The following is a 19,091-nucleotide window of genomic DNA, read 5'->3' as shown; positions in this document are numbered from 1 at the left end:
GGGGCGTGGCACGCCGGTTGCTATGCATCCGTCCGTGCTGAAGCGGATCGTCGTCGTCTCGTTCGTCGCCTGTGCTCTCCTCGCGGGCTGCGCCACCGATGCGCCCACCGGCGCCCCGACCGACCGACCGCTGCCCGCCACGTCCGGCGCCTTCCGCGGCGCCTACAGCGTGCCCGTCCCCGACGAGCTCGCGGCCGCCGCCACGTTCACGATCGACCACCTGGACTGGACGGTGCTCGATGGCGTCGCCACGCTGCACTACGACCTGCCGGTCGGGCTGGTCGGCGGCGACGTGCGCATCGATCTAAGCGGACCGATCGAGCCCGGCGCGACGATCGTCACGCTCACCGGCGCCGTCGGCACGGGCACGTGCACCTCCGACGGACGGTTCCTGTCGTGCGTCGAGCAGTTCACCGGGCTCGGCGCGCTCCCCATCAGCGCCGCGCTGGTCGAACAGACCGCGCGCGCCGAGTACGCCGGCCCCGCCTCGGATCGCCTCGCCGTGGCCGAGCTGTTCGGCGGCCCCGATCCGATCGGCATCGCGACCCTCGATCTCCAGGCACCCGTCGCCGAGGACTGACCTGCCGCAGCTCGCACGGGGGCCGATCTGTAGGCCTAACACGACACGATCGTTTGTGAATCGGCCGTCGGGATCAGCTGGTCGGCGCGGTAGATCCGGTCCCATCCGGGCGGTCCCCGGCGGGCGCAGTAGTAATGTGGGCGCTTGGCCGAGCAGTCGTCGACCAGGCTCCGGGGCACGTCGGCCGCCGAGCGCGTCCTGCTGGGCGCGCTGCTGATCGCGGCGATCCTGGGCGCGGCGCTGCTGATGGCGACCGCGCCGGCGCCGGCGTCGCCAGGGCGTCACTGGCTGCGCGCGATCGGCGGTGGGCTGTGCCTGGCGGCGGTGCTGGTCGCCGGCACCGCCACGGAGGCGCTGCGCGGCAACGAGCGCCGGCGTCCGTTCATCTCGGAGGTGCTGGCCGCGTTCCGCCGCCGCGGCCGCAGCGCGCCGCGCACCTGGGCCGGCTGGATCGGCTCGCTGGTCGCCAACGCGCTGATGCTGGGCGGCGCGATGGTGTTCCTGCTCGACGCGCTGCGGCTGGGCGGCGCGATGCGGCTCGCGGTGATCGCGACCGCGCTGTGCCTGATCGCCGTCGTCGTCGAGCCGCTGCGCGAGGTGGACCCGCGTCGGGCGCCGCTGCGCGCGTTCGCGCACCCGCTGGCCGCCGCCGCGTTCTACCTGGCCGCGATCGTGCTGTCGCTGGTCGAGCGCCAGCACGCCGGGCCGATCGGTCAGGCGCTGGCCGCGGTCCACGTCGCTTCGTCCGGCGCGCTGATCGCGCTGGCGCTGGTCGCGTCGGTGCTCGAGTACGGCTGGCGCCTGGCGGCGTGGCCGGTGTCCGGCACGCGCATCCTCCTCGACACCAGCCCGTGGAGTCGCGCCCGCTGGGTCCGGCGGTGGCAGTGGTCGTCGACCGTCGTCGCCGGCGCGGCCCTGGCCGGCGGCGCGCTCGGCGTGTGAGCGACGTGTGAGCCTCCGCACGCGCCGTCGTCGGTGTGAGCGACGCGTGTGGCTCGACCCGCGGCGTCGTCGGTGCGCTGGGCGTGAAAAGCTGAACCATCGAGGTCGATCGCCGACGAGTCGCGCTTGAGCGCGGCTCGGTGCGCGCGCAAGGTGACTCGGGGGAGATGCTCATGGTGCGTCTATGGAAGTTGCCAGCTGCGGTCGTGGAGTTCTCGGTCGGGACCACGATCGTGATCATTCACTCGGCGCTCGCGAACCGTGAGCAGCGCCGCAAGCAACAGTGGCAGCCGGTCGAGGCCAACGATCGCGCCCCGCGCGCGGACGCGCGGCCGGCGAGCCGCTGACGCCGGGGTCTCGGACGCGCGGCATGCGGGCGCGCGGCCGGCGAGCCGCTGATCGCCTGAGGTGATCCCGAGCCGCGCAGGCTGTGGCGCGAGGTCGAGGCGCGGCGGCGACGGCGCGCAGGTGTCACCCGGCCAGGACGCGACGCCGCGAGCGCGCGGCCGGCGCAGCGCGCGGGTCATCACGGGTGCGCACGCGGCGATGGTCGGGCGCGCAGCCCGGGCTGGCGCCTCTACTACCGATGTAGTAATCTCAGGGCTCGTGCGCGCGGGTGCGTGCTAGCTTCCCCTCGATGTCGCCCGATCTGATCCTCCGCCGTCATCCGACCTGGGCCGGCCCGCCGGGCCCGGTCGTGCTGGCGATCCTCGACGGGGTCGGCCTCGGTCGGGGCGACGCCGCCGACGCGGTCAAGCTGGCGCGCACGCCGACGCTCGACCGGCTGCTGGTGCCGGGCCGGTTCGTGGCGCTCAAGGCCCACGGCACCGCGGTCGGCCTGCCCAGCGACGACGACATGGGCAACAGCGAGGTCGGCCACAACGCGCTGGGCGCCGGCGTGGTCCACGCCCAGGGCGCGCTCCTGGTCGGCCGGGCGCTGGCGTCGGGCGCGCTCTTCGACGGCGCGACCTGGCGCGCGATCATCGACCGGTGCCTGTCCCGCGGCTCGGCGCTGCACCTGCTCGGGCTGCTGTCCGACGGCAACGTCCATGCGCACCAGGATCACCTCGAGGCGCTGCTCGAGCGCGCCGCCGCCAGCGGCGTGCGCAAGCTGTACGTGCACGTGCTGCTCGACGGCCGCGACGTCGCCCCGACCTCGGCGCTGACCTACGTCGACCGGCTCGAGGCGGTGCTGGGCCGGCTGCGCGCCGGCGGCGTCGACGCGCGGATCGCCTCGGGCGGCGGCCGCATGGTCACGACCATGGATCGCTACGAGGCCGACTGGCGCATCGTCGAGCGCGGCTGGCGCGTCCACGTCCTGGCCGACGGGCCCCGGTTCGCCAGCGCCGCCGCCGCGATCGCCGCGGCCCGCGACGCCACGCCCGGCATCATCGATCAAGATCTGCCGCCGTTCGTCGTCGCCGACGACCAGGGCCCGGTGGCGCCGATCGTCGACGGCGACGCCGTCGTGCTGTTCAACTTCCGCGGCGATCGCGCGATCGAGATCACGCGCGCGTTCGACGACGCCGAGTTCGCCAAGTTCGATCGGGTCCGCCACCCCGACGTGCTCTACGCCGGCATGATGGAGTACGACGGCGACCTGCACCTACCGCGGCACTACCTGGTGGCGCCGCCGACGATCGAGCGCACGATGGGCCAGCTCCTGGCCGCCACCGGCGTCACCCAGCTGGCCATCAGCGAGACCCAGAAGTACGGCCACGTCACCTACTTCTGGAACGGCAACAAGAGCGGCATGTTCGACGAGGCGACCGAGACCTACGTCGAGATCCCGTCGGACCAGGTGCCGTTCGAGCAGCGGCCGTGGATGAAGGCCGCCGAGGTCACCGATCGGCTGATCGCCGAGCTGGCCACCGGCCGGCACCGCTTCGCCCGCGTCAACTACGCCAACGGCGACATGGTCGGCCACACCGGCAACTTCGACGCGACGGTCATGGCGGTCGAGGCCGTCGACCTGCAGCTGGCCCGGCTGACGCGCGCGGTCGAGCAGCTCGGCGGCGTCCTGGTGGTCACGGCCGACCACGGCAACGCCGACGAGATGTTCCAGCGCGGCAAGGGCGGCGTGATCGTGCGCGACCGCGACACCGGCGTGCCGATCGCCAAGACCAGCCACACCCTGGCGCCGGTGCCGCTCGCGATCCACGATCCCCGGGCCGGCGACCGCTACCAGCTCGATCCCGCGCGGGCGGCCGAGGCCGGCATCGCCAGCGTCACCGCGACCTGCCTCGAGCTTCTCGGCTACACTGTCCCGCCCGACCTGGCGCCCTCGCTCGTGAGGTTCTCATGATCCGTCCTCGCTCCCTCCTGCTCGTCCTGGCTGCGGCCGTCACCGCCGTGCTCGCGGCCAGCGCGTGCCGGAGCAACACCGCCGAGGCGTCGTGCTCGACCGCGGACGAGTGCCTGCCGTCGGTCGACTACACCGACATCAACCAGCACCCGCTCAAGCACCAGGCCTTGAGCGACAAGGTCGTGGTCGTGAACTTCTGGGCGACGTGGTGCGGCCCGTGCAAGAAGGAGATCCCTGCCTTCAAACGCACCTACCTGGCCTACAAGGACAAGGGCGTCGAGTTCCTCGGCGTGCTCTACGACAACCAGGTCGACGACGCCGGGCTGCTCAACTTCATGAGCGACTACGAGATGACCTACCCCGTCATCCACGCCGACCGCCCGGTGCTCGAGGCCTACGCCTACCCGCGGGCGCTGCCGACGACGTTCATCTACGATCGCCACGGCAAGCTGCTGACCAAGCACGCCGGGCCGATGAGCGAGGCCGACCTCACGGCCAAGCTCGACGCCGCGCTCAAGTAGCGGGCGTGCCGCTCGGACGGCAGGACGAGGACGCGCGACGCTCGTCGTCAGCGCGGTGACGCGACGTCGGGCCGGGACCGAGGATGATCCCAGTCATCCGGCAGCGCAGTGGCGATCAGCGTCGCGGTCAGCGCCGCCAACAGGCCGACCATCCACACCGGCACCAGCCCGATCATGCCGCCGGCCTCGTGGTGCATGAGCGGGCGCCCGGGGCGCCGGAGCCGGGTCGCGAGATCGATCCCGATGGCGACCGCGCAGCCTGCCAGCGCGGCCGTGAGGCCCGCGACGCCCAGGGCCAGGAGCCCGATCCATGCCGCGCACCCCGCGGCCAGGAAGGCCACGCCCCGGAGGTTGACCAGGATCATCATCGGCACGGCGAGCCTGCCACGACGCCGCGCCGGGATCAGGCGGCCGGCGGCGCGCGCCGGGGCAGGGTGCAGGTGACGGTCGTGCCGACGTTGGGCTCGCTGGCGATCGCGATGGCGCCGCCGTGGCCCTCGATCACCCGCCGGGCCAGGCCCAGGCCCAGGCCGACGCCACCGGTGGCGCGGCTGCGGCTGCGATCGGTGCGGAAGAACGGCGTGAACACCTGGGGCAGATCGGCGGCGTCGATGCCGATGCCGCGATCGGTGAGCGTCAGCTCGACGCCGTCGTCGGACGGGCGCGCGGTCAGCACGATCGGCGTGTCGGCCTCGGAGTACTTGCGGGCGTTCTCGAGCAGGTTGTCGAGCACGCGCAGCACCAGCACCGGATCGAGCCACAGGCTCGGCAGCGGCGCGGTCGCGGTGACCACGAGCGTGCGCTCGGGGTGGGTGGCCCGGAACCGCGCGGCCGCGCGCTCGATCAGCGCCCCGACCGCCGTGTCCTCGCACCGCAGCGGCGCGCCGGCGGCCAGGCCCTCGGCGTGGGCCAGGTCGAACCGGGCCAGCGTCATCATGTCCTCGATCAGCCGCTCGACCTCGCCGAGATCGGTGGCGACCTCGGGCAAGAGCTCCTTGGCCTGGTGGTCGATGCCGTCGGTCATCAGGTCGACGGCGACCTGGATGCGGGCCAGCGGGGTCTGCAGCTCGTGGGAGACGTTGGCCATCAGCTCGCGCTGGGTCGTCATCAGCAGGGTCACGCGATCGGCCATCTCGTCGAAGGCGCGCCCGACCTCGCCCAGCTCGTCCTTGCGCTCGAGCCCGGCCCGGGCGGTCAGGTCGCCGCGGCCGAACCGACGCGCGGCGCCGGCGATGCGCTGCATCGGCCCGCCGACGTGGCGGACGATCACGACCACCAGCAGCACCAGCGCGGCGAGCAGGACCGCCAGGCCGGTGAGCAGGCGCCGCAGCGGCGGCGGCCGCGCGTCGCAGATCGCGTACGCGATCACGCGACCGTCCTCGCGGAGCTCGTGGACGACCGTGAGCTGGGAGCGCTGGGCCGGGTGGTCGATCCACGCCGCCGGCAGCGGCGTCGCCGCCGAGGAGGCGATCAGCTGGCGGTCGGCGTCGTAGAGCGTGATCTCGAGCCGGGTCTGGCCCAGCTCGTCGAGGTCGGCCCGCAGGCGCGCCGGATCGTCGCGGTGCGCGACGATGCGCTCGGACGCCAGCCGCGTCATCGCCCGCAGCTCGGCGGTCGGCAGCGAATCGACGATCTGGAACGACGCGAACAGCCCGCCGATCACGAACACGATCACCATCGCGCCCAGGTAGACCGTGAGCCGCAGCCGTCCGGTGCGCATCGTCACGACTCGGGGCCCTGCACCAGCATGTAGCCGGCGCCGCGCACGGTCTTGAGGAACCGCGGCGCGCGGGCGTCGTCGCCGAGCTTCTGGCGCAGCTTCGAGATCTGGACGTCGATCGAGCGGTCGAACGCCTCCTCGGCGCCGCCCCGGGCCAGGTCGAGCAGCTGCTCGCGGCTGAGCACCCGGCCGGCGCGCTCGGCCAGCGCCCGCAAGAGCGCGAACTCGTAGCCGGTGACGTGGACCTCGCGATCCTCGACGGTGACCCGCAGGCTGGCCGGGTCGAGCGTGATCGCGCCGGCGCGGATCAGCTTGGTGCCGGGGCCGACCTCGCCGCGGGCCCGGCGCACGACCGCGCGGATGCGCGACACCAGCTCGCGCGACGAGAACGGCTTGGTGACGTAGTCGTCGGCGCCGGCGTCGAAGCCGAGCACGCGGTCGGCCTCCTCGCGCCGCGCCGTCACCATGATGATCGGCACGTCGAGGCGCGTGCGCAGCTCGCGGCACACGTCGATGCCGTCGCGGCCGGGCAGCATCAGGTCGAGCAGGATCACGTCGTAGCTGTGGCGGGCGGTGTCCTCGAGCGCGCGCAGGCCCGAGGTCACCCAGTGCACGACGAAGCCGGTGCCCTCGAGGTAGCGGCTGGTCAGCTTGGCGAGGCGCTCGTCGTCCTCGACCAGCAAGACCTCGATCCGGGGCTCGGCGGGCAACATGGTGACCCGGAGCACTGTAACCACGGTCGGCCGCCGCCGGCGCCGCCGACACACTCCCAAACAATCGCGACACACGCCACAAAGATGGCGTCGCCATGGTGTCGGCATGGAAGCGGCCTCTGTGTCGACCGATGGCGCCGTCCCGGGCGCCGTGATCCGGCCGCCGCCGGCGCCCGATCTGGTCAAGAACCTCGGGCTGGGGCGCGGCGCCCGCGTCCGACGGTGGGGCTGGCGGATCGCCAAGTACGCGGTGGCGCTGCTCGTGGTCGTGGGCGTGGTCCGCGCGGTGCAGCGGGCGCGGGCCCCGGCGCCGCCGCCGACGTTCGTGTCGGCGCCGGTCACCCGCGGCACCCTGCGGGTCGTCGTGTCGGCCACCGGCCGGCTCGAGGCGGCCACCACCGTCGACGTCGGCGCCGAGGTGTCGGGCCGGATCGTCGAGCTCACCGTCGACGACAACGATCCGGTCACGCGCGGCCAGATCCTGGCCGTGATCGACCGCGAGCAGCTGGTCGCGGCGCTGACCCAGCAGCAGGCCCAGGCGGCGTCGGCGCGGGCGTCGGTGCGCCAGGCCAAGGCCACCCAGGTCGAGGCGCGGCAGAGCGCGGCGCGGACCGCGGCGCTCGTCGCCAAGGCCCTGGCCACGCCCCAGGCCGACGAGAGCGCCAAGGCGGCGGTGGCCCGGGCCGACGCCGCCTACGACGTCGCGGTCGCCAACGCGCGCCTCGCCGACGCCGGCGTCGCGTCGGCGCGGTCCAAGCTCGACAAGGCCACGATCCGATCGCCGATCGACGGCATCGTGCTCGACCGCAAGGTCGAGCCGGGCCAGACCATGACCGCGGGCTTCGCGACGCCGGTCTTGTTCACGCTGGCCGAGGACCTGACCCGGATGACGCTGACCGTCGACGTCGACGAGGCCGACGTCGGCCGGGTCGCCGACGGCAACCCCGCGACCTTCACCGTCGACAGCTACCCGGGGCGCGAGTTCCCGTCGACGGTCGCGCGCCTGAGCAACCAGCCGACGATCGTCCAGAACGTCGTCACCTACGCGGCCCGGCTCGACGTCGACAACCGCGCGCGCCTGCTGCGGCCGGGCATGACCGCGACCGCGGCGATCGTCACCGCCGTGCGCGCCGACGTGGTGCTCGTGCCCAACGCGGCGCTGCGGTTCACGCCCCCGGGGGCCGCGACGCCGGCGCTGGGGGGCCGGCACCGGCCGGGTCTGGCTGGCGGGGGCGCCCGGCGCCGACGGCGCGCTCGGGGCGCCGACCGCGGTGGTCGTCACGCTCGGCGCCAGCGACGGCGCCAGCACCGAGATCACCGGCGCCGAGCTCACGGTCGGGGCCGCGATCCTGGTCGATCTCGAGGGGGCGCCGTGACCCAGCTGTGCTCGCTGGTCGACGTCGAGCGCCGCTACGGCACCGGCGACGCCGAGGTGCGGGCCCTGGCCGGCGCCAACCTGACGATCGATCAGGGCGAGTTCGTCGCGGTCATGGGCCCGAGCGGCTCGGGCAAGTCGACGTGCCTGAACGTGCTCGGCGGGCTCGATCGCCCGACCGGCGGCCACTACTACTTCCGCGACGTCGACGTGGGCGGCCTCGACCGCGACCAGCTGGCGCGGTTCCGCCGCCACTACCTCGGCTTCGTGTTCCAGGGCTACAACCTGCTGGCCCGGACCTCGGCGCTCGAGAACGTCGAGCTGCCGCTGGTCTACCGCGGGCTGGGCCGGCGCGCCCGCCGGGCCCAGGCCCGGGCGGCGCTGGCCGAGGTCGGGCTGGCCGATCGCGAGCGCCACAGCCCGTCGGAGCTGTCGGGCGGGCAGCAGCAGCGCGCGGCGATCGCGCGGGCGATCGTGACCAAGCCGGCGCTGCTCCTGGCCGACGAGCCGACCGGCAACCTCGACACCGTCCGCAAGGACGAGATCATGCAGCTCCTGGTCGGGCTCAACCGCGATCGCGGCATCACGATCGTGATGGTCACGCACGAGCCCGAGATGGCCGTGTTCGCGGATCGGGTCATCCACTTCCGCGACGGCGTGGTCGAGCGCGATCAGCGGAGGGCCGCGTGATCGTCGGCAGCACGGTCGTGATGGCGGTGCGCGAGGTGCGGCGCAACGCGATGCGCTCGATCCTGACCGGGCTCGGGATCGTGATCGGCGTGGCGGCGGTGATCCTGATGGTCACGATCGGCGACAGCGCGACCCGCAAGGTCACCGCCGACATCGGCAAGCTCGGCACCAACCTCTTGATCGTCATGCCCGGCAGCGAGCGGCGCGGGCCGGTCGCGGCGTCCGCGCCGGCGCTGACCCTGGCCGACGCGACCGCGATCTCGCGCGAGGTCACCGCGGTCGGCGCGGTCGCGCCGGCGGTCAGCCGGATGGCGCTGGTGGTCTACGGCAACACCAACCACAACACCACGGTCACCGGCTCGAGCAACGCCTACTTCGCGGTCCGCAGCCACGCGGTGGCGCGCGGCCGGGCCTTCAGCGACGCCGAGCTCCAGGGCGGCGCGCTGACCTGCGTGATCGGCGACACCGTGCGGCGCGAGCTGTTCCGCCACCAGGATCCGCTGGGCGCGACGATGCGGGTCGATCGCCTGGCGTGCACGGTGATCGGCGTGCTCGAGGCCAAGGGCTCGGGCACGTTCGGCGGCGATCAGGACGATCTGATCGTGATGCCGCTGGCGACCTTGCAGCGGCGCCTGATCGGGTCGACCGACCTGTCGGTGATCTTCGTGAGCGCGATCGACGCCAAGGCCACGACCCGGGCCAAGGGCCAGATCGAGGCGCTGCTGCGCCAGCGGCGGCGGATCCCCGACGGCAAGGCCGACGACTTCGCGGTCCAGGACATGAAGGAGATCGTCGCGACGCTGGGCTCGGTGACCGGCATCCTGACGGCGCTGCTGGCGGCGATCGCCGCGGTCAGCCTGCTCGTCGGCGGCATCGGGATCATGAACATCATGCTGGTGTCGGTGACCGAGCGGACCCGCGAGATCGGGATCCGGCTGTCGATCGGCGCGCTCGGCCGCGAGGTGCTGTTCCAGTTCCTGGTCGAGGCGGTGGTGCTGTCGACGCTGGGCGGGCTGATCGGCCTGGTGCTGGGCCTGGTCGGGTCGTACCTGGTGTGCGGGGCGCTGGGCATGCCGTTCGCGGTGGTGCCGTGGGTCGTGGGCCTGGCGGTGACGTTCTCGGTCGCGGTCGGCATCGGCTTCGGCTACTTCCCGGCGCGGCGCGCGGCCGCGCTCGATCCGATCGAGGCGCTCCGCCATGAGTGATCTCCGTCGTCCCCTGGTCGCGGTCGCGCTGATCGCCGCGCTGGCGGTCCCGCGCGCGGCGGCGGCCGAGCCGATGACGCTCGCCGACGCGTTCGCGCTGGCGCTGGCCAACCAGCCCAACCTCGCCGGCGCGCGCGCGCGGATCGCCGCCGCCACGGTCGACGTCGACCTGGTCGACCTCGAGGTGCGGCCGACCGTGTCCGCCAGCGCCAGCTACGACGTCGGCGCGCGCGGCGGCGTCGCGCTCACCGAGCCGGCCCAGGGCCTGGCGGCGTCGGTCACCGGCGCGTGGCGCATCTGGGATTTCGGCCAGCGCGCGGCCCGGCGCGCGGCCGCGGTCGCCGGCGTCGACGTCGAGCGGGTCGCGCTGACCCAGGTCGAGCGCGCGCTGCTGCAGCAGGTCGAGGTCGCGTACGCGCAGGTGCTGGGCACCCGCGCCCAGGCCGAGGTCCAGCGCGCCACGCTCGAGGCCGAGGCCCGGCACCTGACCGAGGCCGAGCAGTACCTCGGCGCCGGGGCGCGCACGGAGATCGACGTGGCCCAGGCGCGGGCGCGGCTCGCGACCGCGCGCGTGGCCCAGCTCCGGGCCGACAACGCGGCGGCCCTGGCCGCGGCCGGCCTGGCCCGCGCGATCGGCGCGCCGCTGCCCCCGGCGGCGACCTTCCCGACCACGTGGCCGGCGGCGCTGGCCGGCGAGGACGTCGACCTCGACGCGCTGGTGCGCGAGGCCGCGCGCACCGATCCGGACCTCGCCGGCGTGGCCGCGCAGCGGACCGCGACCGCCCGGGCGCGCGCCGCGACCGCGGTCAGCACCCGGCCGACGCTCAGCGCCACCGCCAGCGTCGGGGTCGACGCGCTCGGCACCTACGGCCTGCCGCCCGACGACCGTCGCGTCGCGGGGCGCTGGGGCGTCGGCGTGGCGCTGTCGTGGCAGCTCTACGACGGCGGCGCCCGCGCCGCCCGGCTGCGCGCGGCCGACGCCAACCTGCGCGGCCTCGACGCCCGCCGCGCCGGCCGCCTGGTCGAGCTGCGATACCAGGTCGACGCGGCCCGCCTCGACCTGGGCGCGGCCAAGGGCCAGCGGCTCGCGACCGTCGACAGCGTCGCGGCCGCCAGCGACCAGCTGCGCCTGGCCGAGGCCCGGTTCGTCGCCGGCCTCGGCACCTCGGCCGAGCTGGCCGACGCGCAGGACGCGGTGACGCGGGCTCGGGGCGACGCCGTGGCCGCGGAGTACCAGCTGGCGCTGGCCCGTGCGACGCTGCGACACTTGCTCGGGCGCATCGAAACCAATCCGGCGCCCTCGGAGTCCAACGACCGATGATTCGACGTGTCACGCTGCTCTTGGCCATGCTCGGCGCCCCGCTGGCCCTCGTCCGGCCCGCCCGCGCCCAGCCGGCCCCCGACGCGGCGCCGGTCGCGACCGCGCTGGGCGTGGTCCACGACCGCACCGGCGGCCCGATCGCCGGCGCGACGATCCGCACCGATCCCGGCGGGGTCGAGGCGCGGTCCGACGCCGCCGGTCAGTTCGCGATCGCGGTCGAGCCCGGCGACCTGTTGATCATCGACGCGGACGGCTTCGAGACCGCGCTGGTGGCGATCGAGGGCGACGGGCCCGTCGACGTCGAGCTGGTGCCGCTGGCGAAGCTCGGCGAGGTGATCGAGCTGACCGATCGCAAGCCGACCTCGGTCGCGGGCGCGGTCAGCCTGTCGCGCGACGAGCTGGCGACCCTGCCCGGCACCGGCGGCGACCTGCTGGCCTCGCTCGACGCGCTGCCCGGCGTCACCAAGCCGTCGGGGTTCGGCGGCGGCGGCAACCAGGGCGTGATCATCCGCGGCTCGGCCCCCGAGGACTCGCGCATCCTCCTCGACGGCTTCGACATCCCGCAGCTCTATCACTTCCTCAACCGCTCGATCATCCCGACCCGCGCGGTGGCCGGGCTCGAGTACCTGCCGGGCGGGTTCGACGTGAAGTACGGCCGGGCGTCGTCGGGCGTCGTCGCCGTCACGTCGCGCGGCGGCGGCGACGAGCTCGAGGGCGCCAGCGAGGTCTCGGTGATCGACGCGAGCGTGCTCGGCGCCAGCCCGATCGGCGACGACGGCAAGCTGCTGGTGTCGTTCCGGCGCTCGTACCTCGACGCGTACCTGCCGGCGCTGCTGCCGGCCGACGTCGGGCTGGTCACGGCGCCGCGCTACTACGACGGCCTCGTCCGTGCCGACTGGGACGTGACCGACCGCCTGCGCGGCGCGCTGACCGTGGTCGGCAGCGACGATCTCACCGAGCTGGTCGCGACCGACGATCAGACCGCCGAGGAGTTCCGGTTCCGCGCCGACACCAAGTTCATCCGCGCGATCGCCGCCGGGTACTGGCGCGGCGACGACGGGCTGACCCTCGACGTCGGCGCCTCGGCGCTGGCCCAGGGCGTGTCGTTCCAGTTCAGCGACCAGTACCTCAACGTCGAGCAGGTGTCGCTGGCGTCGCGGGCCGAGCTGAGCAAGCGGTACCGGACCCTGGCCGGCCTGACCGACGTGATCGTGCGCGGCGGCGCGGAGCTCGATCCGCGCCGGGCCGTGATCGACCTGCGGCTCAACCAGGGCCGCGACGAGGGCGAGGCCGACACCGGCATGGACGGGCCGGTCCAGACCTTCGACGACACCGTCTGGCTCACCGACGTCGGCGCCTGGACCGCGCTCGAGGCCAGCCTGTCGCCGCAGCTGCGGTTCTCGGCCGGCGTGCGGCTCGACGCGTTCGTGCGCAACCGCGCCTACCCGGTGCAGCCGCGCGGCGAGCTGACCTACCGCCCCGACGCGCGCACGAAGCTGCGCCTGGCCGCCGGGCGCTACACCCGCCCGGCCGAGTTCCAGGAGGAGCTGCTGTTCCCCGACCTCGGGCCCGAGAGCGCGACCCAGCTCACGCTCGGCGGTGAGCGCGCGATCGGCGACCACGCCAACCTCCAGGTCACGCTCTACGACACCGAGCGCACCGATCTGATCACCCGCGACGAGCAGCGGCAGCTGCGCAACCAGGGCCGCGGCCGCAGCTACGGCGTCGACGTGCTGGGCAGCTACCGCACCGACCAGTGGTTCGGCTGGCTGTCGTACTCGCTGGCGCGCTCGACCCGCCGCGACACCGCGACCGGGCCGGAGCGCCTGTTCGACTACGATCAGACGCACGATCTGGTGGCGGCGGTGTCGTACAAGACCCGGTCGAAGCGCTGGCAGTTCGGCGGCAAGTGGACCTACAGCTCGGGCCAGCCGACCACCCCCGTGCTGGGCTCGTTCTACGACAGCGACCTCGATCTGTTCTTGCCGCAGAACGGCGCGGTCAACTCCGAGCGGCTGCCGTCGCACCACCAGCTCGACCTGCGGGTCGATCACTTCTGGCGCTTTGACGCCTGGACGCTGTCGGCGTTCCTCGACGTGAGCAACGTGTACCTCAACGCCAAGGTCGAGCAGTACCAGTACAACTTCGACTACTCGCAGCGGGCCGAGATCGCCGGCCTGCCGATCGTGCCGTCGATCGGTCTGCGGGGTGAGCTGTGATGTCGGCGCGCCGCGCCGCGGCGATCCTGGCGCTGGCCCTGGTCGCCGGCTGCACCGACCTCAGCCAGCGCTGGGAGCTCGACCACGCGCGGGTGCTGGCGGTGCGGCTGTCGGCGCCGGGGCTCGCGCCGGGCGAGGTCGCGACGGTCGACGCGCTGGTCGTCGATGACGCGGGCGTGCCGGCGGTGGTGCGGCCCACGGGCGTGACGGTCGTGACCGACCTCGGCCTGGCGGTGACCGCGGCGGCCGACGCCGACGGCTGGACCGTGACCGCGGGCGACGCCGACGCGATCGCGACCGCCCGGGCCGCGGGCGGCCTGGCCCCCGACGCCCCGCTGATCGCGGCGCTGGGCGTCTTGGTCACGGTCGACGGTCAGCAGCTGCTCGCGACCAAGCAGGTGCGCCTGGGCGAGCCCCTGGCGAACCCGCCGACGCCGACGATCCTCGTCGACGGCGCGGCCCTCGCGCCGGCCTCGCTCGCGATCGGCCGGGCGCACGCGCTCACCCTCGACGGCGTGGTCCCGGCCGACGACCTCGCGTTCGACTGGCTGACCTCGACCGGCACGCTGACCTACAGCGAGACCTCGGCCGCGACGCTCGAGCTGGCGGCCGACGACCCCGCGTCGGGGCACGTCGTCGCGCTGGTCCGCTCCGACGTCGGCGGCGCCGCCTGGGCGACGACCGCGGTCGTCGCGGGGCCGTGACGACCCGCTCGATCTACGGTCGCGGCCTCGACGTGGTCTCGGCGCAGACGACCAACGTGGGGACGGCGCGCCCGCAGGTGAACAGGGCCCGCGGCGTCGCGCCGCCGTGACCGGGCCGCGCGGCGGTCGTCACCCCGCGCCGTCGAGGCACGCGCGCAGCGCCGCCGACGGCGCCGGCGGGTCGTAGAGGCCGAGCGCGCGCGCGCGGCGGGCCGCGTCGCACTGGCCGGCCAGGCGCGCGAAGCCCTCCTCGAGGAACCCGAGCGCGTTGGTCAGGTCGATGTGGTCGGCGCGGCCGAGCTCGGCCCCGGCGTCGCGAGCGATCGCGACGGCGGCGGCGAGCGCGCGCTCGAGGGCTGGCAGCTCGGCGAACTGCAGGCGCACCGCCTGGGTCTGGAGCCGGCGCAGGCGCTCGCGCCACGGACCGTCGGTGACCGAGCAGTTCATCGCGACCTCGCGGTCGAGCTCGGTCGCGAGCGCGGTCGGGGCCAGGCCGTCGGCGCCGAGGGTCGCCGCGAGCACCTGCGCACCGCCCGCGCAGTCGCCCGCGAGCATGGCGCACCGCGCGCGCTGCAGCGCGATCTCGCGCGCGGGGACCCCGGATGGGGGCGCCTGGCCGAGACGATCGAACCGCCCGAACGAGTCGCGGCAACGGGGATCGTGCGCGCCGGTGCGTTGCATCGCCTCGACGAACGTCTCGAGCCCGGCTGGCGCGCTCGCGGTGGTGGGCGTGGGCGCCGCCGGGCGGTCGTCGTGCCGCGTCGCCAGGAACACCACGCCGCTCGCGAGCGCGAGCCCCGCGAGCGCCAGCCCGACGCCGAGCGGCCGCAGCGCCAGGCCCGATCGGCTGGGTCGCACGGGCGCCGCGATCGCCTGCGCCAGCGCCTCGGCCAGCGCGGTGGTGTCGGCGAAGCGCGCGTCGGGATCGCCGGCCAGGCCGCGCACCAGCACCGCCGCGATCGGCGCCGGGATCGCGGCGTCGAGGCTGCGGCTGTCGGCGGCCGGCCGCGCGCCGCCGAGCGCCTCGGCCAGCGCGACGCACAGCGCGAACTGATCGGCGCGGCCGTCGACCGGCCGACCGGCGCGCTGCTCTGGGGCCATGTAGGCCGGCGTGCCGACGACCGCGCCGTCCTGCGTGACCACGCCGCTGGCCGCCAGCGCGCTCGGCGGGCTCGCGCCGGCGCCGCGCGCCAGGCCGAAGTCGCCGATCCGCGCCCGGCCGTCCCGGGCGACGAAGATGTTGCTGGGCTTCACGTCGCGGTGGACCAGGCCCATCGCGTGGGCCGCGGCCAGCCCCCGCGCCGCCTGGACATAGACGTCGACGATCGCGCCGGGCGAGCGGCCGCGCTGCCAGCGATCGAGCGGCTCGCCGTCGACCAGCTCGGTCGCGAGGTAGACCTCACCCGCGTGCTCGCCGACGTCGTGGACCGCGACGACGTTCGGGTGCTGGAGCTGCGCCAGCGCCCGGGCCTCGCGCAGCAGCCGGGCCGCGCCCTGGGGGCCGACCTCGGGCCGCAGCAGCTTGATCGCGATCCGCCGCTCGAGCATGGGATCCCACGCGGCCCACACCACGCCCATGCCGCCGGCGCCGAGGCGCTCCTCGAGCCGGTAGCGCCCGACCTGGGTCGGCGCGCCGCCCTCGACGGCGGCGAGGTGGCCGAGCGTGACGCGGCAGCGGGCGCAGGCGTCGACGTGATCGGTCAGCGCCGCCGCGCGCTCGGCCGGCAGCGCGTGCTCGACGAACGCCAGCAGGGTCTCGTCGCCGGGGCACGCGACCGCGGTCATGGCGCCCGCGGGGTCTGGAGCACGCGCGACAGCGACAGCTCGAGGTGGGTGTCGAGCTCGGCGATCGCGCTGGTCAGGGCCTCGGGCTCGACGCCGAGCGCGCGCGCGACCGCGGCCCGGGTGTGCTCGATCAGGTGCTCGCGGCCGGTCGCGAGCGTGCGCGCGACCGTGGCGCGGTGGACCGAGTAGGTCGCGGCGATCTGATCGAGCGTCAGGCGATCGACGTAGGCGTGGCGCAAGAACGTGCGCTGGCGCGGCGCCAGGCTCGCGACCGCGGCCGCGAAGCCGCGCTTGACCGCGCCGCCCAGCGCCTCGCGCAGGTGGGCGAGCCGCGGGTCGGCCGACGCGCCGAGCCCGACCAGCGCGTGCTCGTCGAGCTCCTCCTCGTAGCGCGTCGCTAGATCGCTGCGGGCGACGTCGACGAACAGCCGCGCGGCGGTGACGCGCAGCCAGTTCTGCAGGAAGCCGAAGCCCGCGTACTCCGCGATCCTCGGCGGCGCGCTGGCGTCGCCGACGAACAGCTTGATGCGCAGGCGCTGGCGCAGCTCGGCGGCCGGCAGGCGGTGGAAGCGCGCGACCAGCTTGTCGAGGTCGTCGGCGAACGCGGCCTCGAACGCGCGGATGCCGTCGGGGTCACCGCGCCGACACCAGGCCGCGAGGTAGAGATCCTCGACGCGCAGGCGCGGCAGCACCGCCGCGAGGTCGGCCGGGCGGGTCAGCCGGTCGGCCAGGTACGCGGCGAAGTCGGCGTCGGGCGCGGGCGCGGTCGGCCACCGGCTATGCACCGCCGCGAGGCCGGTGGCGAGGACCGCGCCGAGCCCGCCGGCGTCGACCGCGGCCCAGCGCGTGGCGTCGAGGTGACCGCGCACGAGCTGCAGGAGGGCGCCGGAGTCCACCCATGGATGGTGCCACGGAACCCCGCGCGGCCTGCGCTCCACCGCGGTCGCCCGCCGGCGGCGCGCGCCGCGCACGGCGATCGCGACCGGCAGCGCCATCAGAACGGCTTGGCCAGCGAGATGCCCTGACCGATCTGCTGGTTGTACTGGTTGGCGGCGCGGTCGGCGATCGAGCGATCGACCGCGTGGGTCTCCGGGTTCATCTGGTGCGCGCCCCAGTACGACATGTAATAGCCGCCGCCGACCGCGAGGCCGCCGCCGATCGACAGCACGTAGCGCACGGTGACGTTCGGGACGAAGAAGCTCGCGACCATGCCGACGACGCCGCCGGCCATCGTGCCGATGCCGCGCCGGTGCCACTTCTTCCCGTTCGAGCGCATCGCCATCGTCTCGTCGAGCGCGCGCTGATCGCCGGCGATCCGGAAGAAGTCCTCGTCGGTGAGCTGCTCGGTGCCCTGGACCGGGTACCAGATCTTCTGGGTGTGGACGTGGGTCTTGTCCTGGAAGGTCTCGGCGGTGGCGATGACGTTGCCGTTCGAGTCCTTGTACTCGGTCTCGCCGACCTTCTCCTTCTGGGTGGTGGTCCAGACCTTGACGTCGTCGACGACGGCGAGGGGCGAGCCGCTGGCGACGGCCCCGCCCTTGGGACCCTGGGCGGGCAGCACGCACGCGGTGGCGAGCGGGGCGGTGAGGGCGACGGCGAGCGAGAGCGTGGTCAGCGAGCGGGCCATGAGCAGTTCCTTGTGCGTGGTCAGGAGGGCGCGGCGGCATCTCCACCGCGACCGTCCGGACGGGCCGCCCGCGCCCGGAGTCGCACGGTCTGGAGAGAAATCGTCGCGGTCGCGCAACTCCGCGCGGCGGCTAGGAATCTCGGGACGGCGGGTGACGGACGGCGAGTGACGGACGGCGAGTGACGGACGGCGAGTGACGGACGGCGAGTGACGGACGGCGGATGGCGAGCGGCGGGTGGCGAGCGGCGGGGCCGCGGGTGACGAACCGCGGCGATGCGGATGCGGACGCGGGCTGGCTCCCGGAGCGCTGGTGGAGTTGACGCGGTGTGGACAGCCACACCGCAGCCGGCGGTGACAGCGAACCTGACCGCACAGGAGGGCGGTGTGCCTGACCCACACCGCTTGGACACCGGCGACGCGCGTGCACGTCGGCCGAGCGCGCTGACGTGGGCGCCGGTGCCCACAACCCCACAGCGCCTGCCGGTCCCGTGAGTTTGATTTGATACCGGAGACCCGGAGGTCGCTGGACCAGCTCCGATCCAGGTGAGCCGCTAGACGCGCCGCCCGTCCAGGTCGCCGGGATCGGCTCCGCCCCGTCTCTCTCTCTCTCTCTCTCTCTCTCGAGGATCAAAAAAAGATCACGGGCCGGTAGGCGCTGTGGGGTTGTGGGCACCGGCGCCCACGCGATCGCAGCCTGCCCGCGTTGCACGCCTCGCCGGTGTCCAAGCGGTGTGGGTCAGGCACACCGCCGTCCTGCGCGGTCAGGTCGTATCCACGCTGGCTGCGGTGTGGCTGTCCACACCGCGTCAACTCAACCAGCGCTCCGGGAGCCAGCCCGCGTCCGCATCCGCATCGCCGCGGTTCGTCACCCGCGGCCCCGCCGCTCGCCATCCGCCGCTCGCCATCCGCCGTCCGTCACCCGCCGCTCGCCACCCGCCGCTCGCCGCTCGATACCCGCCGCTCGATACCCGCCGCTCGATACCCGCCGCTCGCCACCCGCCGCTCGCCACCCGCCGCTCGCCACCCCGCCGCTCGCCACCCGCCGCTCGATACCCGCCGCCCGACACCCCGCCGCTCGCCACCCGCCGCTCGCCACCCGCCGCTCGCCACCCGCCGCTCGATACCCGCCGCTCGCCACCCGCCGCTCGCCACCCGCCGCTCGATACCCGCCGCTCGCCACCCGCCGCTCGCCACCCGCCGCTCGCCACCCGCCGCTCGATACCCGCCGCTCGATACCCGCCGCTCGATACCCGCCGCTCGCCACCCGCCGCTCGCCACCCGCCGCTCGATACCCGCCGCTCGCCACCCGCCGCTCGCCACCCGCCGTCCGTCACCCGCCGCCTTTTCGTCATCTTGTCCTTGCCATGATCGCAATGGAGTATAT

The 19,091-nt window shown here is 74.5% G+C and carries 16 protein-coding genes; 10 read left to right on the top strand and 6 right to left on the bottom strand.

What is annotated here, in order from left to right; genetic code table 11:
• The first annotated feature begins 34 nt into the window (after nucleotides 1-34).
• The 5 genes from IPL61_24295 (at nucleotide 35) to IPL61_24275 (ending at nucleotide 4,348) form a co-directional block, all read left to right on the top strand.
• On the top strand, nucleotides 35-580 hold the full coding sequence (locus IPL61_24295; protein ID MBK9034348.1) for a hypothetical protein: 546 nt from the start codon (nucleotides 35-37) through the stop codon (nucleotides 578-580).
• 144 nt (nucleotides 581-724) lie between these two features.
• Nucleotides 725-1,522, top strand: a complete 798-nt coding sequence (locus IPL61_24290) for a hypothetical protein (protein MBK9034347.1) — start codon at nucleotides 725-727, stop codon at nucleotides 1,520-1,522.
• Between the two features lie 206 nt (nucleotides 1,523-1,728).
• Nucleotides 1,729-1,869 (top strand): hypothetical protein, encoded by a 141-nt coding sequence (locus IPL61_24285; GenBank protein ID MBK9034346.1) that lies wholly within the window; start codon nucleotides 1,729-1,731, stop codon nucleotides 1,867-1,869.
• 290 nt (nucleotides 1,870-2,159) lie between these two features.
• Entirely contained in the window at nucleotides 2,160-3,827 is a 1,668-nt protein-coding gene (locus IPL61_24280; protein MBK9034345.1) for a 2,3-bisphosphoglycerate-independent phosphoglycerate mutase, read from the top strand.
• Nucleotides 3,824-4,348 (top strand): TlpA family protein disulfide reductase, encoded by a 525-nt coding sequence (locus IPL61_24275; protein MBK9034344.1) that lies wholly within the window; start codon nucleotides 3,824-3,826, stop codon nucleotides 4,346-4,348. The genes IPL61_24280 and IPL61_24275 overlap by 4 nt, the downstream gene beginning before the upstream one ends.
• A gap of 47 nt (nucleotides 4,349-4,395) precedes the next feature.
• Here IPL61_24275 and IPL61_24270 read toward each other — a convergent pair whose 3' ends face one another.
• From IPL61_24270 to IPL61_24260, 3 genes are read right to left on the bottom strand one after another with little or no spacing between them, the layout of a single operon-like run.
• The gene (locus IPL61_24270; GenBank protein ID MBK9034343.1) at nucleotides 4,396-4,722 is read right to left on the bottom strand and encodes a hypothetical protein; all 327 of its coding nucleotides are present in this window, start codon (nucleotides 4,720-4,722) and stop codon (nucleotides 4,396-4,398) included.
• A gap of 29 nt (nucleotides 4,723-4,751) precedes the next feature.
• Entirely contained in the window at nucleotides 4,752-6,074 is a 1,323-nt protein-coding gene (locus tag IPL61_24265; GenBank protein ID MBK9034342.1) for a HAMP domain-containing histidine kinase, read from the bottom strand.
• Complete coding sequence (locus IPL61_24260; protein MBK9034341.1) at nucleotides 6,071-6,781, bottom strand: response regulator transcription factor; 711 nt, start codon at nucleotides 6,779-6,781, stop codon at nucleotides 6,071-6,073. The genes IPL61_24265 and IPL61_24260 overlap by 4 nt, the downstream gene beginning before the upstream one ends.
• Before the next feature lie 1,093 nt (nucleotides 6,782-7,874).
• On the opposite strand from IPL61_24260, the gene IPL61_24255 reads away from it, so the two are divergent.
• From IPL61_24255 to IPL61_24235, 5 genes are read left to right on the top strand one after another with little or no spacing between them, the layout of a single operon-like run.
• Entirely contained in the window at nucleotides 7,875-8,846 is a 972-nt protein-coding gene (locus IPL61_24255) for an ABC transporter ATP-binding protein (protein ID MBK9034340.1), read from the top strand.
• Nucleotides 8,846-10,051 carry an ABC transporter permease gene (locus IPL61_24250; protein ID MBK9034339.1) on the top strand — a complete coding sequence of 402 codons (1,206 nt, stop codon included), beginning with the start codon at nucleotides 8,846-8,848 and terminating at the stop codon, nucleotides 10,049-10,051. Before IPL61_24255 ends, IPL61_24250 begins: the two co-directional genes overlap by 1 nt.
• Nucleotides 10,044-11,372 (top strand): TolC family protein, encoded by a 1,329-nt coding sequence (locus IPL61_24245; GenBank protein ID MBK9034338.1) that lies wholly within the window; start codon nucleotides 10,044-10,046, stop codon nucleotides 11,370-11,372. The genes IPL61_24250 and IPL61_24245 overlap by 8 nt, the downstream gene beginning before the upstream one ends.
• Nucleotides 11,369-13,591 carry a TonB-dependent receptor plug domain-containing protein gene (locus IPL61_24240; GenBank protein MBK9034337.1) on the top strand — a complete coding sequence of 741 codons (2,223 nt, stop codon included), beginning with the start codon at nucleotides 11,369-11,371 and terminating at the stop codon, nucleotides 13,589-13,591. Before IPL61_24245 ends, IPL61_24240 begins: the two co-directional genes overlap by 4 nt.
• Nucleotides 13,591-14,295 (top strand): hypothetical protein, encoded by a 705-nt coding sequence (locus tag IPL61_24235; GenBank protein MBK9034336.1) that lies wholly within the window; start codon nucleotides 13,591-13,593, stop codon nucleotides 14,293-14,295. Before IPL61_24240 ends, IPL61_24235 begins: the two co-directional genes overlap by 1 nt.
• Nucleotides 14,296-14,424: 129 nt before the next feature.
• Here the strand turns inward: IPL61_24235 and IPL61_24230 are convergent, their stop codons facing one another.
• From IPL61_24230 to IPL61_24220, 3 genes are all read right to left on the bottom strand, one after another.
• Nucleotides 14,425-16,080 (bottom strand): protein kinase, encoded by a 1,656-nt coding sequence (locus IPL61_24230; protein MBK9034335.1) that lies wholly within the window; start codon nucleotides 16,078-16,080, stop codon nucleotides 14,425-14,427.
• Entirely contained in the window at nucleotides 16,077-16,976 is a 900-nt protein-coding gene (locus IPL61_24225) for a hypothetical protein (GenBank protein MBK9034334.1), read from the bottom strand. Before IPL61_24225 ends, IPL61_24230 begins: the two co-directional genes overlap by 4 nt.
• A gap of 98 nt (nucleotides 16,977-17,074) precedes the next feature.
• The gene (locus IPL61_24220) at nucleotides 17,075-17,707 is read right to left on the bottom strand and encodes a hypothetical protein (protein MBK9034333.1); all 633 of its coding nucleotides are present in this window, start codon (nucleotides 17,705-17,707) and stop codon (nucleotides 17,075-17,077) included.
• Between the last annotated feature and the right edge of the window lie 1,384 nt (nucleotides 17,708-19,091).

This window comes from Myxococcales bacterium (assembly GCA_016717005.1).
In the GTDB taxonomy this organism is placed as follows: domain Bacteria; phylum Myxococcota_A; class Polyangia; order Haliangiales; family Haliangiaceae; genus UBA2376.
Note: the sequence above shows the minus strand (reverse complement) of the source record. Positions and strands in the feature narration are given on the sequence as shown.